13 protein-coding genes are annotated in these 16,119 nt (G+C 57.0%); 8 read left to right on the plus strand and 5 right to left on the minus strand.

From position 1 onward, the window contains the following. Positions 1-8: 8 nt before the first annotated feature. Positions 9-1,107, minus strand: a protein-coding gene (gene prfB / locus QT230_RS06120) for a peptide chain release factor 2 (RefSeq protein ID WP_374694407.1) whose coding sequence is annotated in 2 segments (ribosomal slippage) — positions 9-1,031 and positions 1,033-1,107 — 1,098 coding nt in all. Because the reading frame shifts where the segments join, the coding sequence is not laid out codon by codon here. Between the two features lie 227 nt (positions 1,108-1,334). On the opposite strand from prfB, the gene QT230_RS06125 reads away from it, so the two are divergent. The 4 genes from QT230_RS06125 (at position 1,335) to QT230_RS06140 (ending at position 6,441) form a co-directional block, all read left to right on the plus strand. Next, complete coding sequence (locus QT230_RS06125; RefSeq protein WP_308320695.1) at positions 1,335-2,915, plus strand: peptide ABC transporter substrate-binding protein; 1,581 nt, start codon at positions 1,335-1,337, stop codon at positions 2,913-2,915. A 78-nt stretch (positions 2,916-2,993) separates the two neighbouring features. Continuing rightward, positions 2,994-3,923, plus strand: coding sequence for an oligopeptide ABC transporter permease OppB (gene oppB, locus QT230_RS06130; RefSeq protein WP_308320696.1), 930 nt, complete (start codon positions 2,994-2,996; stop codon positions 3,921-3,923). Further along, positions 3,916-4,794 carry an ABC transporter permease subunit gene (locus QT230_RS06135; RefSeq protein ID WP_308320697.1) on the plus strand — a complete coding sequence of 293 codons (879 nt, stop codon included), beginning with the start codon at positions 3,916-3,918 and terminating at the stop codon, positions 4,792-4,794. Before oppB ends, QT230_RS06135 begins: the two co-directional genes overlap by 8 nt. Before the next feature lie 33 nt (positions 4,795-4,827). Next, the gene (locus QT230_RS06140; RefSeq protein ID WP_308320698.1) at positions 4,828-6,441 is read left to right on the plus strand and encodes an ABC transporter ATP-binding protein; all 1,614 of its coding nucleotides are present in this window, start codon (positions 4,828-4,830) and stop codon (positions 6,439-6,441) included. Between the two features lie 112 nt (positions 6,442-6,553). On the opposite strand, the gene QT230_RS06145 is transcribed toward QT230_RS06140, so the two are convergent. After that, positions 6,554-7,903: an outer membrane protein transport protein gene (locus QT230_RS06145; protein WP_308320699.1), complete on the minus strand. Its 1,350-nt coding sequence runs from the start codon at positions 7,901-7,903 to the stop codon at positions 6,554-6,556. 265 nt (positions 7,904-8,168) lie between these two features. Between QT230_RS06145 and QT230_RS06150 the strand changes: the two genes are divergently transcribed. The 4 genes from QT230_RS06150 (at position 8,169) to QT230_RS06165 (ending at position 12,208) form a co-directional block, all read left to right on the plus strand. Further along, entirely contained in the window at positions 8,169-8,597 is a 429-nt protein-coding gene (locus tag QT230_RS06150) for a MerR family transcriptional regulator (protein ID WP_308320700.1), read from the plus strand. Then, positions 8,594-11,110 (plus strand): heavy metal translocating P-type ATPase, encoded by a 2,517-nt coding sequence (locus QT230_RS06155; RefSeq protein ID WP_308320701.1) that lies wholly within the window; start codon positions 8,594-8,596, stop codon positions 11,108-11,110. The genes QT230_RS06150 and QT230_RS06155 overlap by 4 nt, the downstream gene beginning before the upstream one ends. A 220-nt stretch (positions 11,111-11,330) precedes the next feature. Then, positions 11,331-11,690 carry an XRE family transcriptional regulator gene (locus QT230_RS06160; RefSeq protein WP_308320702.1) on the plus strand — a complete coding sequence of 120 codons (360 nt, stop codon included), beginning with the start codon at positions 11,331-11,333 and terminating at the stop codon, positions 11,688-11,690. Further along, the gene (locus QT230_RS06165; protein ID WP_308320703.1) at positions 11,687-12,208 is read left to right on the plus strand and encodes an RES domain-containing protein; all 522 of its coding nucleotides are present in this window, start codon (positions 11,687-11,689) and stop codon (positions 12,206-12,208) included. Before QT230_RS06160 ends, QT230_RS06165 begins: the two co-directional genes overlap by 4 nt. Positions 12,209-12,221: 13 nt before the next feature. Here QT230_RS06165 and QT230_RS06170 read toward each other — a convergent pair whose 3' ends face one another. The 3 genes from QT230_RS06170 to thrC are packed head-to-tail and all read right to left on the minus strand — an operon-like array spanning position 12,222 to position 16,118. Next, positions 12,222-12,851 carry a YitT family protein gene (locus tag QT230_RS06170; protein ID WP_308320704.1) on the minus strand — a complete coding sequence of 210 codons (630 nt, stop codon included), beginning with the start codon at positions 12,849-12,851 and terminating at the stop codon, positions 12,222-12,224. 30 nt (positions 12,852-12,881) lie between these two features. After that, positions 12,882-14,708, minus strand: coding sequence for a DHHA1 domain-containing protein (locus QT230_RS06175; RefSeq protein ID WP_308320705.1), 1,827 nt, complete (start codon positions 14,706-14,708; stop codon positions 12,882-12,884). Between the two features lie 21 nt (positions 14,709-14,729). Beyond that, a complete protein-coding gene (thrC, locus tag QT230_RS06180; protein WP_308320706.1) occupies positions 14,730-16,118 on the minus strand; it encodes a threonine synthase in 1,389 nt (462 codons plus the stop codon). Position 16,119: the final 1 nt, after the last annotated feature.

Raw genomic sequence — 16,119 nt, forward strand, 5'->3', positions numbered from 1 at the left:
TAAAAAAATTACAAGCCTTGCTTCAAGCTGGCGACGATAAATTGGTCAATATCCCCGTCGAGCACTTTATCGCAGTTGCTGGACTGCACACTGGTGCGCAAATCCTTGATGCGCTGATCATCCAGCACGTAAGAGCGGATCTGACTGCCCCAACCGATGTCGGCCTTGGAGTCCTCGGCCTCCTGCTTGGCCGTATTGCGCTTTTGCATCTCCAATTCCCACAGCCGCGCTTTCAACTGCTTCATGGCAAAATCGCGGTTGGCGTGCTGGCTGCGTTGCCCCTGACAGGCCACCACAATACCGCTGGGCTCGTGGGTAATCCGCACCGCCGAATCGGTAGTGTTAACGTGCTGACCACCCGCGCCGCTGGAGCGGTAGGTATCAACGCGCAAGTCCGAGGGATTGATCTCTACCTCGAAGCTGTCATCAATTTCCGGCGACAAAAATACCGACGCAAAGGAAGTATGCCGACGGCCACCTGAATCGAAGGGGCTTTTACGCACGAGTCGGTGCACGCCGGATTCGGTGCGCAGCCAGCCGAAGGCATAATCGCCTTGAATATGCACCGTGGCCGATTTAATGCCCGCCACCTCACCGGCGGAGATTTCGGTGATATCGGCTTTAAAGCCATGGCTCTCCGCCCAGCGCAGGTACATGCGCAATAAAATATTGGCCCAATCCTGGGCTTCGGTACCGCCGGAGCCGGATTGAATATCCAGATAAGCGTTGTTTTGATCCATTTCACCGGAGAACATGCGCCGAAACTCAAGCTTTTCAAGGATAGCCTGCAGGCTATCCAGCTCTTTGCACACTTCTTCAACAGTGCCCTCGTCCTCTTCCATTTCAGCCAGCTCGAGCAGATCTCGGCTATCGCCAAGGCCCTGCTCAAGGTCATCAATGGTGGCCACAATGGCTTCAAGGGAGGCGCGCTCTTTGCCTAACTTCTGCGCGTAGTCTGGATCGTTCCAGACATTGGGATCTTCCAGTTCGCGGGTGACCTCTTCTAGCCGATCCTTCTTCTCGGCATAGTCAAAGATACCCCCTAAGAACGTCTGTCCGCTCAGACAGGTCCTTGAGCTGGTTGTGAATCGGATTGGTTTCCAACATGGGATCGCCCTAGCTTTGTCAACTCGGATCGTACAGAAGTGTATCGATCAGAAAAGCGCATAGTGTAGCGAAATTGGCTTCCAACAACCATTAGCTCCGTCACTATCGAAATTGCGTATAGCTGCATGTGTAATTTCTGATAGACGCCTGCTTTTCACCGATGCTAGTACTTAATTAGAGCTCAGATAGTCAAACAACCGTATTAGAACAATATTGGAGAGATCAGAATGCTAAAAACTCGCACTCTCATGGGCCCTGTGGCGATAGCGCTGGCTTTTGGCTTTGCCGCCCCTCTTCAGGCAGATACGCTGCGAATAGCGATTTTGGGCGAACCTGCCTCTCTAGATCCGCATAAAATTAGCGGCACCTGGGAAAACGATGTGGTGGGTGACCTGTTTGAAGGCCTGGTCACTGAAGCAGCCGATGGCACACGCATTCCCGGCGTTGCCGAATCCTGGGAAATCTCCGATGACGGCACAGTGTACACCTTCACGCTAAGGGACAACGCCAAATGGTCGGACGGTGAACCTGTCACTGCTGATGACTTTGTGTTCGCCTTTCAGCGCATTTTATCGCCAGCCACCGCCGCTAATTACGCCTACCTGCTGTATCCGATTAAAAATGCCGAAGCCGTCTATGCAGGCGACGCCGCTACCAGCACCTTGGGTGTCGAGGCCATAGACGCGACTACCTTGCAGGTAACCCTAGAACGTTCAACGCCTTATTTTTTAGATCAGCTCTCCCATTACACCGCCTATCCGCTGCCACGCCACGCGGTGGAAGCACATGGCAATGAGTGGTCCAAGCCGGGCAACATGGTCTCCAACGGTGCTTTTCAGCTAGAGGACTGGCAGTCGCAAACGCGTATCACAGCCTCCCGCAACCCCAATTTTCACGATGCTGATCAGATAGCACTGGACGAAATTGTTTACTTCCCCATTGAAGAACGCAATACAGCGCTCAACCGCTTCCGTGCAGGCGAAATCGATATCGCCCGAGAGTTTCCGACTCAGCAGTACGACTGGCTGATGGATAACCTGCCAGAAGCCGTTCAGGTGGCCCCCTACCTCGGTATTTATTACTACGTTTTCAATGCCCGTGACGGCCATGCGACCACTGACCCGCGTGTGCGTGAAGCGCTTAGCCTGGCCGTTCGCCGCGAAGTCATCACAGACCAAATTCTCGGTACTGGCGAACTGCCTGCATATAGTTTTGTGCCGCCTAACGTCAGCCACTATGAAGCCCCCACCGCCAGCTTCGTCGAGCTTTCTCAGGAAGAGCGTTTGGAACGCGCCCGTGAATTGCTCCAAGAGGCCGGCTATGGCCCAGACAATCCGCTGGAACTCATGCTGCGCTATAACACCAGCGAGGACCATCGCAAGGTCGCCATCGCCATTGCTGCCATGTGGAAGCCCCTGGGCGTTGAGGTAGAGCTGTATAATTCGGAGGTAGCCGTTCACTACGCGGATATTCGTCAGGGCGACTTCGACGTTGCTCGAGCCGGTTGGATTGGTGACTACAACGACGCCCAAAACTTCCTAAGCCTATTGGAGAGTAACGTCGCCAATAACTACGGTGCCTACAGCTCGCCAGAGTTTGATGCACTGATGAGCGAAGCCGCGAATACCCAGGATCTGGATAAGCGAGCCGACATCATGGCCGAGGCAGAGACCATCGCCCTAGAAAATAGCGCTACGCTACCGATCTACTACTACGTCTCGCGCAATCTTGTTAGCCCCGACATTTCCGGCTGGGAAACCAATATTGAAGATATCCATCGCTCGCGCTGGGTTCACTTCGACGATTGATTTCCTGTAGTTCGTTTTTTATCACAACTGACTACCGCTACACCCTCGGGCCTTTGGCCTGAGGAGCGAGGCCCGATAATGCTCAGCTACACCCTAAAACGCTTGCTTCAGGCGATCCCGACCCTGTGGATTGTCATTACGCTGTCGTTCTTTTTAATGCACCTGGCTCCCGGTGGGCCTTTCGACGGCGAGCGTCAGCTCCCGCCGGAAATCGAGGCCAACTTAATGGCCTCTTACGGCCTGGACAAACCCGTCTGGGAACAGTATTTCACCTACATGGGAAACCTGCTCCAAGGCGACCTCGGCCCCTCGTTCAAATACAAGGATTTTTCGGTTACCGAGCTCGTCGTTCAAGGCTTCCCTGTCAGCCTGGAACTCGGCCTATGGGCAATCAGCCTCGCGCTTCTGGTCGGTATTCCCATGGGGGTTATTGCGGCGCTTAAACGCAACTCCACCGTTGACTACATGGTGATGGGCACAGCGCTTGCCGGGGTGGCCATTCCCAACTTTGTGATTGCCCCGCTAATGGCACTGGTGTTCGGTGTATTTCTAGCCTGGCTACCGGTCGGCGGTTGGAACGACGGTCATTGGCGAAACATGATCCTCCCCGTAGTGGCACTCTCTATTCAGCAAATTGCGTATATCGCGCGAATGATGCGCGCCAGCATGATTGAAGTACTGAGTAGCCATTTCATCCGCACAGCCCGAGCCAAAGGTCTTAGCGAGAGCGAGGTGATCTTTCGTCACGCCTTACGTCCGTCAATGCTCCCCGTGGTCTCCTACTTAGGGCCTGCTATTGCCGGGATCATTACCGGCTCGGTGGTAATTGAACAGATTTTTGGGATACCCGGCATTGGCCGTTACTTCGTCCAGGCAGCGCTCAACCGGGACTATACCCTGGTGATGGGCACGGTGGTTTTTTACGGCGGCCTGATCGTCCTTCTCAACCTAATCGTCGATTTACTCTACTCGGCTCTGGATCCGCAAATTCGCTATGATAATGAATAATGCAACGTTGTCCCCTCCGGTCGCCAGCAACAGTCTAGCCCGCGAAGCATGGCGACGGCTTCGCCAAAATAGTGCGGCGACCGCTAGCCTTGTGCTCCTCATCGCCATTGCCCTGGCCTGCTTATTGGGCCCCTGGCTAACCCCCTGGGCGCTTGATGAAGTGGACTGGAATGCCTTTCTGGCCCCGCCAAGCTTAGAAAGCGGCCACTATGCGGGCACTGATGCCAATGGCCGCGACCTGCTCACGCGGGTATTACACGGGGGGCAGATTTCACTCTCCGTTGCCTTGGTAGCGACTCTTGTTTCGCTGGTGATCGGCGTCCTTTACGGCGCGATTGCCGGCTACGTGGGCGGCCGGGTCGACAACCTGATGATGCGCTTTGTCGACATCATGTACTCGCTGCCCTTCATGTTTATGGTCATCCTGCTGATGGTGGTGTTTGGGCGGAATATCCTACTGATCTACGCCGCCATTGGCGCCGTAGAGTGGCTTGACATGTCACGCATCGTGCGCGGACAGGTACTCGCTTTAAAACGTCGCGAGTTCGTCGAAGCCGCCCATGCCCTGGGCGTGAACAGCTTCAAGGTCGTCACACGCCACCTGATTCCCAATGCCATCGGGCCGGTGATCATTTATGTCACCCTCACCGTCCCCAAGGTCATTTTGCTGGAAAGCTTTCTCTCCTTTCTGGGCCTCGGCGTTCAAGAACCGCTGACCAGTTGGGGCGTACTGATCAGCGAAGGCAAGGACATGATGGAAACGGCGCCCTGGATGCTGATTATCCCCTCTGCGTTTCTGGCCACCACGCTGCTGTGCTTAAACTTCCTGGGCGACGGTCTACGCGACGCCCTCGATCCCAAAACACGTTAACAAAAGACGCGTTAATAAAGGCAAGGAGGCGATATGCCACAACCACTGCTGGAGTTTGATCACCTGCGCGTCAACTTCGACCTTCCCGATGGCCCCGTTACGGCCGTCAAGGACGTTAGCTTCACCCTGCATCAAGGCGAAACGCTTGCGCTCGTCGGTGAGTCAGGCTCGGGCAAGTCGATCACCTCGACCGCCGCGATGGGGCTCCTACCGGAATTAGCTCGCGCCACCGGGACCATTCGCTGGCATGGCGGTTCCGGCGATGAAAACTTGCTCGCCGTCAGCCGTAAGCGCCTGCGGGCCATTCGCGGCAATGAGATCTCAATGATCTTCCAGGAGCCGATGACCTCTCTCAACCCGATGCATCGCGTGGGTCAGCAGATTCGTGAAGTCCTGCACAAACACACGCCTCTGCGGGGCAACAATGCTCGCCTGCGGGTACTGGAACTGCTCGAACAGGTGGGTATTCCCGAGCCCAAGCGCCGCATCGACAGCTACCCCCACGAGCTTTCCGGTGGCCAGCGCCAGAGAGTGATGATTGCCATGGCGCTGGCCTGTGAACCTCAACTGCTGATTGCCGATGAGCCGACCACCGCCCTTGATGTCACGGTCCAGGCGCAGATTCTCGCGCTGCTTAAAGACCTCCAGGCCCGTTATGGCATGGCGATCCTGTTTATCACCCACGACTTGGGGGTCGTCCGGCACCTGGCCGATAGCGTGTGCGTGATGCAACAAGGCGAAATCGTCGAAGCAGGCGCCACCAAGGCACTGTTTCAGTCGCCCCAGCACACTTATACCCGGATGCTGATTGATGCCAACCCAAGTGGCCAAAAAGCCCCCGTCGCCGACTCAGCGCCTGTCTTGCTCACGGCGCACAATATTGGCGTTCGCTTCCCGATCAAAAAGCGCCTGTTTGGCCCCAATCGCTATTTTGAAGCGGTGAAAAACATCGACCTGACGCTTAGGAAAGGCCAAACCCTGGGCATCGTGGGCGAATCGGGTTCAGGCAAGACGACATTGGGCCGTGCGCTTCTTCGGCTGGTAAAAAGTCACGGCAATATACATTTCGATGATATTGATGTCGGCCAGCTTGACCATGCGGGGATGCGCCCGTTGCGATCACGCATGCAAGTTGTCTTCCAGGACCCCTTTGGCTCGCTTTCCCCGCGCATGACCGTGGGTGAGATTATCGGTGAGGGACTGCGCGTTCATCAGCCGTTACTGAAGCGCACCGAACGTGATGCCCTGGTCATTCAAGCCCTTGAAGAAGTCGCCCTGGACCCCGCCCACCGGCACCGCTATCCCCATGAGTTTTCCGGTGGCCAGAGGCAACGGATTGCCATCGCCCGGGCTTTGGTCGTCAAGCCTGAGTTCCTGCTGCTGGATGAACCGACTTCGGCCCTTGACCGCTCGGTTCAAATGACCATTATTGAACTGTTACGCGATTTGCAACAACGCCACGGCCTGACCTACCTGTTCATTAGCCATGACCTTGCCGTTGTTCGAGCGCTGGCCGATGAGGTCATTGTCATGCGGGAAGGTGAGATCATTGAACAACGCGACACCCAATCACTGTTCAACGCCCCTCGCGAGACCTATACCCGCGAGCTGATGCGCGCCGCATTTCTAGATAACCCTGCGGCATAGACTCTCAAGCGCTCACTCTAGCGTCTGATGGCGTTCTACCATTCACTAAAAAACCCGGCGTGCGCCGGGTTTCTATGGGTTAAAACTCGCTATGGCTTAAAAGCGATAGGGCTTAAAAGCGATAGGTCAACTGCGCGCCAAAACCGTGGGCTTCGTTTTTGTAGTCGGCCGAATAGCTAGCACCACCAACAGGGAAACCACCTGTGGCTTCACTCGCCAGCAAGTCATTACGATCTTGCTCCACAAAAGTGCCGCGCTCAGTCAAGTAAGAGTAGGCAACATCGACTGTCAGATCAGGCGTTGGGCTCCATCCTGCCCCCAGCGAGAAAATACGCCGATCATCGGAAGGAATGCGTACACTACGATCTTCATCATTAGTCGGCGTCATGTCTAAGGTTACCCCTGCACGCAGCGCCAAGGTGGGCGTCAGTTGGTACTCACCCCCCGTAGCAAACGCCCAAGCGTTTGAATAGTTCTGAACTTCTTGGGTAATCGTATCGCCTTGGCTACCGGTAACCAAAATTTGATCAAACTGGCTCCAGCGAACCCAGGACGCCCCGAACATCAGCTTGAGACGATCCGTCATCTGCTGGGTTATGGAGAAGTTAACCGTCTCGGGAGTGGTTAAGTCCAGATTCGCGGTATCCGAGCGAACGACATTGCCCAGCGGGTCGGTAGCGCTAAAATCACCTTCCAGGGTGTAATCGACCTTCGAGCGGTAGGTCAGGCCCAAGGTGGTTTCAGGTATCGGGCGATAGATAACGCCCAGATTATATCCCCATGCTTCATCGTCACCATCCACCCGTGAGTCGATGTCATTAGCGGGGTTAAACGTAGCCTCAGAGGGTAGCTGTCGACGCAGCTCCCCTTCCACTTGGTTGTATGTGATGCCCGCACCGACCGACCACTGATCGTTAAAGCGATAAGACACCGTGGGCTGCGCACTGATCACTTTGACTTCGGTGTAGTCGCCAAAATAGCGGCCCTGGAAGTCATCTTCGTAGTCGGTTTTGGAGCCAAAGGGGGCATATACCCCGAACCCGAACGCTAGTCGATCAGTCACTGGCTGCGCATAGAACGCAAAGGGGATAGGCGTTCCTGGCACCATATCGCCATCGTTCCCCCCAGGAATGCTGCCTACCGGAATCTGATTGCCATTTGGGGCGCCGCCCATGGCAACGCCCGAATCAATAAAGCGGCTCGCTTGGACATTAGAGATATCTGTATTTACGTTTAGGTAGGTTGCCCCCACCGTGACTTGCGCACGGTCTAAAAACGACATGCCCGCCGGGTTGCCATACACGATCGTGGCATCATGAATATTAGAGCTGCGCCCAGCATGGCCGTAGCCCTGCCCACTCACACTCTGTTCGTTAATCTGATACCCACCCGCGTGGGCTTGACTGGCGAAGGCAGCCGTAATCGCAGCAGCCAGGGTGAGCTTATTAAATTTATTATTCATAGTAGGCCTCTCTTCCCGATGATCCAGTGGATACCGACAATCCACCCTCGTTATGCTTTACATGACTGTTTTCTCGCAACTGGGCCCAAGGTTCAAGAGCAAACGAGCGTTTTATTTTATTTTTGACTTATACATTAGTCGCACGACCGTTTTAAATCAGTGTTTTAGTCATTTCAGCGTATTGAGCAAAGGTGGCCTTGACCTATGGGTAACCCATAGGTTCTACACTCAATAAACACTATTTAACCGGTCGGGAGAACAGGCCATGAAAGTGAACGAGCTTGCCAAACGGGGTGGAGTTACCGCTGAGACCGTGCGCCACTACACTCGTGAGCGGCTACTTGCCCCGCAGCGCCATCCGGATAACGGCTATCAGCTATATTCACATACCGACTTGGAGCGGCTGCGCTTTATTCAGCGGGCGCGCAAACTCGGTTTTAGCGTGGCCGAAATCCGCGACATCCTCACGCACGCCGACCAAGGCGACTCCCCCTGCCCTTTGGTACGCGACTTACTCGCCACCCGCCTGCCACAAATCCGCGCACGCATTGCCGAACTCGAAGCGCTGGCCGAGCGAATGGAGCAGGCCATGGAGAGCTGGCAACACATGCCCGATGGCTCCCCCGACGGCCACAGCGTCTGCCGTTTGATTGAGAGCTTCCCCGAGGCAGCACCGACTAAGGAAACGCTATGAGTGACTCTTGTAATGTCACCACCACCCGAACCATTCCCGGTATGAGTTGCCAAGGGTGCGTAAAGCGTATGCGCGAAGCGTTACAAGGCGTTGACCCCAATGCTGAAGTCATCGGCACGCCTAGCGAACACCGCCTTGAGGTTGTTTCGACCTTAACCGACGCTGAGCTTGATCAGCGCTTAACCGAGGCGGGCTATCCGCCAGCCGAAGCAGCTAGGCAACCAGAGACCGCGGCATCCGCTGACATTGAAAATGTCGCTAGTGATCATGCCCAAAGTCAGGGCAAGAAGCAGCGCCTGGCAATCAGCGGAATGACCTGTGCCAGCTGCGTTAACAGCGTTCAAAAGGCGCTTGAGCGCACTGAGGGCGTCGATACCGCCAGCGTCAATTTCGGCACCCACTCCGCCCAGGTGTTTGGCAGTGCTGATACTCAAGCGCTGATCGCGGCCGTAGAGGCGATCGGTTATGGCGCCCAGCCCATCGTGGACATGCGTGAGGCCGAACACTCTCGAGCCGAGCAGGATGCCAAAACCTACCGGCGCCGACTGCGCGGCAGCATGATCTCGCTGGCACTGGCACTTCCGCTCATGCTCAGCATGCTGTTTTTCCACCCTCACCCGGTGGGATTAGGGCGTCTCTACTGGCTGGTCATTGGCCTGCTCACGCTGGGCATCATGGCCTTCCCGGGGCGGCACTTTTTTGTCAACGCCTGGAAAAGCATCAAGCACCACCAGGCCAATATGGATACCCTGGTGGCCATGGGCACCGGCACTGCCTGGCTGTATTCCATGGCAGTGGTGCTGTTTGCGCCGTGGCTGCCGGAAGTTGCTCAAGGCATCTATTTTGAAGCCTCGGCCATGGTGATCGGGCTGATTCTGCTCGGCAATGCCATGGAGCTGCGCGCTCGTGGCCGCACCAGCGACGCGCTAAAGCGCCTGCTTGACCTACAGAGCCGCACGGCGCGGGTGATTCGCGACGGCCACGAGCAGGAGATTGAGATTGATGCCGTGCGCGCGGGTGACCAAGTTCGCGTACGTCCCGGTGAACGGCTGCCTGTGGATGGTGAGGTGACTGAAGGGCAAAGCCATATCGATGAATCGATGCTGACCGGCGAGCCGCTACCCGTGGCCAAGCATTCAGGTGATGAGGTCAGCGCTGGCACGGTGAATGGCCGTGGCGGGTTGGTGTATCGCGCCACGCGGGTAGGCGCTGACACCCGCCTGGGGCAAATTACTGAACAAGTAGCGAGTGCCCAGAACTCGCGCCCGCCGATTGGCGAGCTGGCCGATCAGGTCTCCAGCGTTTTTGTACCTGCGGTAATGATCATTGCCGTTCTGACAGCCCTGGTATGGTTCAACCTGGGGCCCGCCCCCCAAGTGATCCATATGCTGGTCACAGCGACCACCGTGCTGATCATTGCCTGCCCCTGCGCGCTGGGCTTGGCGACCCCGATTTCGACCATGATCGGTGTTGGTAAAGCCGCAGAGCATGGGGTACTAGTGAGAAACGGCGAGGCGCTGCAAACCGCCAGCAAGCTAACCACGCTGGTGGTCGATAAAACCGGCACGCTTACCCAGGGCAAGCCCAGCGTCACCGATGCACAGCTATTTGGCGTAGAGCAATCCACCGTGCTGGCGTTGGTACACGCATTGGAGCGCGGCTCCGAGCACCCGCTGGCGGCAGCGCTGATGAGCTATGCGGATGAGCATCACGCTGAACCTGTCGAGATCCATCATTTCGACAGCGTTACCGGTGGCGGGGTAAAAGCCCAGACGCCCGACGGCAAAGCGCTATTACTGGGCAATGCGCGGCTGTTAAGCGACGCGGGGGTAGATCTCAAGGCAGGTGAAGAGCAAGCCCGCGCCCTGGAGGAGCAGGCCCGCACACTGGTGTACTTGGCGGTGGATGGCAAACTGGCCGCCCTGTTTGGCGTCAGCGACCCGCTTCGCCACGACACCGTAGCCGCGATCAAGCGCCTGCAAAAAGACGGCTTAACCATTGTCATGCTAACCGGCGATAACGAGCACACCGCCAAGGCCATTGCTCAAGAGGTGGGCATCGATGAGTACCGGGCGGGACTGTTGCCTGAAGACAAGCACGCAGAAATTGAGCGCCGTCAGCAGGCAGGCGAAATCGTGGGCATGGTGGGCGATGGGATCAACGACGCCCCCGCGCTGGCGCGAGCGAACGTCGGCTTTGCGATTGGCCAAGGCACCGATGTGGCAATTGAGAGCGCCGGTATCACGCTAATGCGCGGCTCGCTTCACGGCGTGGCATCAGCCATAGAAATCAGCCGCGCTACCCTGCGCAATATCAAGCAAAACCTGGTGGGCGCGTTTGGCTATAACCTGCTGTGCATTCCCATCGCCGCTGGGGTGCTCTACCCACTCACCGGCACGCTACTCTCACCGATGATCGCGGGCGCTGCCATGTCACTCTCTTCCATCACCGTAGTGAGTAACGCCAACCGCCTGCGACTGTGGCAATCACCCAGCCAGGAGGACGCCGCATGAGTCTATTGATCAACCTGGCGGGGCTAGGGCTTATCGCCGCTATCGTGTGGTGGTTCTGGCTTAGCAAAGCTGGCTGAGCCAACGCTTTTAGCTTTTAGCTTTTAGCTTTTAGCTTTTAGCTATCACCATACTCCGCACCACTCGTTTATAACTGCCACTTTTACAAAAGCTCCATCGTCACCCATAATGACACAAATATACGCGTCTATAGGTGACATTTATGAGCCTTGAAATAAACAGCGCCGTGGATAATGAAGGTTTTATTATCGCCGATGCACTCCTTGACGAGCTGCATATCACCAAGCGTGAGTTCGCCCATGCGATTGGATTGAGCCACAACGCTATTATCCGCAAAGACCGCCTTCATGCCGTCTCCACACAGCAGCGACTGCGCCAAACGATGGAAATCCTTAAGCGCATTGAACCCTGGGCGGGATCGATAAGCGCCGCATGGTCTTGGTACCGTAGCTACCCTCTCGCTCCGCTGGGAGATTTCACCGCAGAAGAACTAGTGAGTCATGGCCGTGCGGATGATGTTCGGGCCTACCTCTCTCACATTGCCGAGGGAGGCTATGCGTGAGTCTGCTGGCACTCGGGTTTCAGTACACAGGGTTGGTCTATCGCGGTCACAACCCACAATGGCAGCATGCACCCACATCAGGAGAAGGCGCCGCACGCAACGGCGGCCGCTGGAACCCCGTTGGCCTGCCCGCGCTGTATACCAGTGAGCGCTTCGAAACCGCCTGGCTTGAAGCTCAGCAAGGCTTTCCCTTCAAGACACAACCGCTGACGCTGTGCAGCTATGAGGTAAATTGCGGTCCGATTCTCGATCTCTGTGACCCAGCTATCCAAACGCGCGTTCGACCGCATCCAGAGAGCTGGGTGCAGGAAGCCTGGTTAGATAAGAAAATAAGGCGCGAGCCCGTTATCGCCTGGGAAATCGCGGAGCAGTTGATCACTATGGGATTCGTAGGCATTCGAGTGCCGTCCCAAGCCAAGGGAGCGACCCATCGAGACGTTAATATTGTGTTCTGGAAATGGTCGCACCAAGTGCCTACCAAGGTCTGCGTGATAGACGATGAAAAGCGGCTTTTTTAACAAATGCCTCCTCTCAACTTACCCCAATATAACGCCCTGGCTTATGGTTCAGGGCGATGATTAAGTTGAGTGTCAGTGCGCCCAGTACCGAGTAGCCCACGCGATCGAGCGGTAGTTGCGTGAGGGCAATCAGCAGGATAACGCCATCGATGGCGAGTTGAACGTAGCCTGCACGCAGGCCGTGTTTATCCTGCAGATAGAGCGCGAGGATATTGATACCGCCCAGACTGGTGCGGTGGCGAAACAGCATCAGCATGCCAATGCCCATTAGCGCGCCACCCATTAAGGCGGCGTAGAGCGAAGGCACGTTGGCAAACTGCACCCAGCCCTGGGTCAGTTCCGAAAACAGCGAGACCAAGCCGATGGCGGCAAAGGTGCGCAGGGTAAAGCTCCAGCCCATTCGCTTAACCGCCAAGTAGTAAAACGGTAGGTTAATGGCAAAAAAGTACACCCCAAAGCCCCAGCCGGTAATGCTGCTGGTCATATAGCTCAACAGCAGCGCTAAGCCTGCCGTGCTGCCCGTCAATAACACCGCATGGGTATAAAAGGTCACCCCCAGGGCGACAAAGAAGGTACCCAGCAGCATCGCCATCAAATCTTCATAGGGGCGATGCGGATCCTGGGGAAAATCTTCCACGCGCATGGGGCGTCCTTACTTGAATAGTTATGAGGTTTAAATGGCGCTGGCGTGCTCGACCATTAACTGCAGCGTCTCCCGACCACGCCAGCGGTTGCGATTAAGCTTATAGGCGCAGTGAAGCGTATCGCCGACGCTAAACCCGGGCAGTTCCCCCGGCGTTAAGGCGCGAAACCAGATCGCTTTGCATGTTACCGGGCCAGTAGAGAGCTCAAGCATCAGGTGCGAGCCTTCGGCACCCACCGGGCGCAGCGCCTCAACAATAAAGCGCCCCTCAAACAGCGGCGGGTCAAACTCTCGCCCGTAGGGGCCAAGGGTTTCGATCTCTTGCAAGGTGGTCAGCGAAAGCTGTGCTGTGGAGAGTTCGCCATCCGTCCATAGACGCGGATAGAGCGTTCGCCCCTGCAACTGCTCGCCCACTGCTTGTAGGAACGCGGCTTTAAAGGCCTCAAGCTGATCCCGTGGAACGCCCACACCTGCTGCACCACTATGGCCGCCAAAGCGTGGCAGCGCCTGGGGAGCGAGCTCAAAGGTGCGCTGTAGCGCATCGCGCAAGTGCAGTCCGTCAATCGAGCGGCCAGAGCCAGTGAGCATACCGGGTGCTGCCGCCTGGGTAAGCACCAACGCCGGGCGCCCGTAAGCCTGCACCAAACGTGAGGCAACAATGCCCTGCACGCCTGGGTGGCCATCTTCCAGCAACACCACCACAGCAGGCTCATCGGCGTTCAAAGCCGCTGTGGCAAGCGCACGTGCCTCGGCGGCCATATCGGCCTCAATCGCTTTGCGGGACTGGTTATCCTGATCCAACACGTCGAGCTGGCGATTGGCGACCCCATCGTTCTCGGCGAGCATAAAGTGCAGCGCCGCGTAGGGGTCGTCCAGCCGCGAGCGGGCATTGATACGCGGCCCCATCTGAAACGCTAGCGTTTCGGCGTTAAACGGCACGCTGTCGGCGCCCAAGCGTGTGGCCATCGCTCGCCAGCAGGCTGCATCCATGCGATTGATTAGCTTTAAACCTTGATTGACCACCGCACGGTTCGCTGGACTGCCACCCAATGAAACACAATCCGCTACCGTGCCCAAGGCTACGTAAGAGAGCCAAGGCGAGAGTTTGGGCGTGGACTCTGAGAGCGCCCCCCACTCGATCAGCACGCTGCGGGCAAGCGACATCAATAGCCATGCCACCATACAGCCGGCGATGGTTTTATCAGGATACTCGCAGTCATCCCGGGTAGGGTTAACGCAGGCAAATGCCGAGCTTGGCGGCCCCTCAATGGGAAGCGCGTGATGGTCACTCACCACTACATCGATACCCGCCGCTTTTAGACGCGCGATACGCGGCTCATCACTGCTGCCGCAATCGGCGGTGATGACCAAGGTGGGAAACGGTTTTTGCGCCAGGGTGCGCTCCACCAGCGGCAGACTAATGCCGTAGCCGTCGTGAATACGGTGGCCAATCAGACTATGTAGCTTACCTTCCGGCACGCCAAACAACTCGACCAGGGTGCGCCGGATCACCACATGGGAGGTGATGCCATCCACATCGTAATCGGTAAGAATACCAATCGCCTCACCCTCGGCCGCCGCTTGAGCAATCCGTTCGGCGGCGCGGCGGCCGTCGGCTAGCTTCTCCGGGTGGGCCAAGTAACGCAGGCTGGGCGAGATTAACGGTAGCAGTTCACCGCTATAGCCGGGCAGCCGGGAGGCCAGCAGCCGCGCCTGCAGCTCGCTTAAGCCTTCCGCCTGGGCACGCGCATAGAGCGCCTCGTCCACAGGACGAGGCTCTAAGCGTGGCCCGATGCTGCTAGAGGACACTGTGCTAGAAGAGAGCGTGCTTTGGGGTAAATCTGTCACTGCGGTCATCGATGTCTCAAAGGGTAGGTCTCAACGCCGATTTTCCACGACAAACTGCTGCACGGCGGCAAGCTCGGCGGGCAGCACGGTGTAGCGCTCTTCACGCTCAATCAGGTCTTCCATATGCGGCGGCAGCGGTACACCCAGGAAACCCGCTTTCACTACCGCTTCGGCGAATTTAGCCGGGTGCGCAGTGGCCAACGTTATCATCGGCGTTGACTGATCAGCGCGGGCGCGCTCGGCAGCACGGTAGCCGGTCGCGGTATGCGGATCGAGCATTTCGCCGGTGCGCTTATGAGCATCGCGAATCGCTTCCAGAATCGTCGCATCGTCCACGCTGTAGCTGGCGAATTTCTCGCGCAGCTTGGCCAAGGGTGCATCGGCCAAGGCGGTCGGCTCCTGCTGGAAGCGCTCCAGCAGTGCTGCGACGGCCAGGCCATCGCGGTCGTAGGCGTCAAACAGCAGGCGCTCAAAGTTAGACGACACGACGATATCCATGGAAGGCGCCAGCGTTGCCGCCAGCTCTTTTTTGGAGAAGTCGTTGGCGGCGAGAGTGCGATGGAGGATGTCGTTGGCGTTGGTAGCAATAATAAACTGCTTCACCGGCAGGCCCATCTTGTAGGCCATATAGCCCGCAAAAACGTTGCCGAAGTTAGCCGACGGCACGCAGAAGCTCACCTCGCGGTGCGGCGCGCCCAGGGCTACGCCTGAGGCGATGTAGTAAACGATCTGCGCCATAATGCGCGCCCAGTTGATTGAGTTCACTGCGACCAATCGGGTGCCGTTCAAGAATGTCTGATCGGCAAAACTGGCTTTGACCATCGCCTGGGCGTCGTCAAAATTGCCTTCAATGGCAATGTTAAAGACGTTATTAGCCAGCACCGAGGTCATCTGACGGCGCTGAACTTCCGAGACCCGGTTGTGCGGGTGCAGAATAAAGATATCCAGGTTGTCGCAGTGGCGACAGCCTTCAATCGCCGCAGAGCCGGTATCACCAGAGGTCGCTCCCATAATCACCGCGCGCTCGCCGCGCTTTTTCAGGAAGTGATCCAGCAGGCGACCGAGCAGTTGTAGCGCCACATCTTTAAACGCTAGCGTCGGGCCGTGGAACTGTTCGAGCAGAAAATGGTTAGCATCTAGCTGCTTGAGGGGCACGACCGCGTCGTGATTAAAGGTCGCGTAGGCCTCGGTGACGATGTTGCGGAACGTTGTATCGTCGATCTCACCGTTCACAAACGGCTTCATCACCCGAAAAGCGATTTCCGCGTAGGAGAGCCCGGCCATACTGGCCAGTTCTTCCTTAGAGAACTCAGGCAAGACTTCCGGCACATACAGACCGCCATCGCTGGCCATACCGGTGAGCACCACCTCTTCAAAGGAGAGCGCGGGCGCCTGCCCGCGCGTGCTGATATAGCGCATC

Origin of the sequence: Halomonas sp. SpR8 (assembly GCF_031010195.1) — a bacterium.
In the GTDB taxonomy this organism is placed as follows: domain Bacteria; phylum Pseudomonadota; class Gammaproteobacteria; order Pseudomonadales; family Halomonadaceae; genus Vreelandella.

Coding starts and splice junctions, on each gene's coding strand:
- QT230_RS06170 (WP_308320704.1), bottom strand. CDS start 12,851: ATGCGCGTGGAAGATTTTCCCCAGGATCCGCATCGCCCCTATGAAGAT.
- QT230_RS06150 (WP_308320700.1), top strand. CDS start 8,169: ATGAAAGTGAACGAGCTTGCCAAACGGGGTGGAGTTACCGCTGAGACC.
- QT230_RS06145 (WP_308320699.1), bottom strand. CDS start 7,903: ATGAATAATAAATTTAATAAGCTCACCCTGGCTGCTGCGATTACGGCT.
- QT230_RS06125 (WP_308320695.1), top strand. CDS start 1,335: ATGCTAAAAACTCGCACTCTCATGGGCCCTGTGGCGATAGCGCTGGCT.
- thrC (WP_308320706.1), bottom strand. CDS start 16,118: ATGCGCTATATCAGCACGCGCGGGCAGGCGCCCGCGCTCTCCTTTGAA.
- QT230_RS06155 (WP_308320701.1), top strand. CDS start 8,594: ATGAGTGACTCTTGTAATGTCACCACCACCCGAACCATTCCCGGTATG.
- oppB (WP_308320696.1), top strand. CDS start 2,994: ATGCTCAGCTACACCCTAAAACGCTTGCTTCAGGCGATCCCGACCCTG.
- QT230_RS06160 (WP_308320702.1), top strand. CDS start 11,331: ATGAGCCTTGAAATAAACAGCGCCGTGGATAATGAAGGTTTTATTATC.
- QT230_RS06135 (WP_308320697.1), top strand. CDS start 3,916: ATGAATAATGCAACGTTGTCCCCTCCGGTCGCCAGCAACAGTCTAGCC.
- QT230_RS06140 (WP_308320698.1), top strand. CDS start 4,828: ATGCCACAACCACTGCTGGAGTTTGATCACCTGCGCGTCAACTTCGAC.
- QT230_RS06175 (WP_308320705.1), bottom strand. CDS start 14,708: ATGACCGCAGTGACAGATTTACCCCAAAGCACGCTCTCTTCTAGCACA.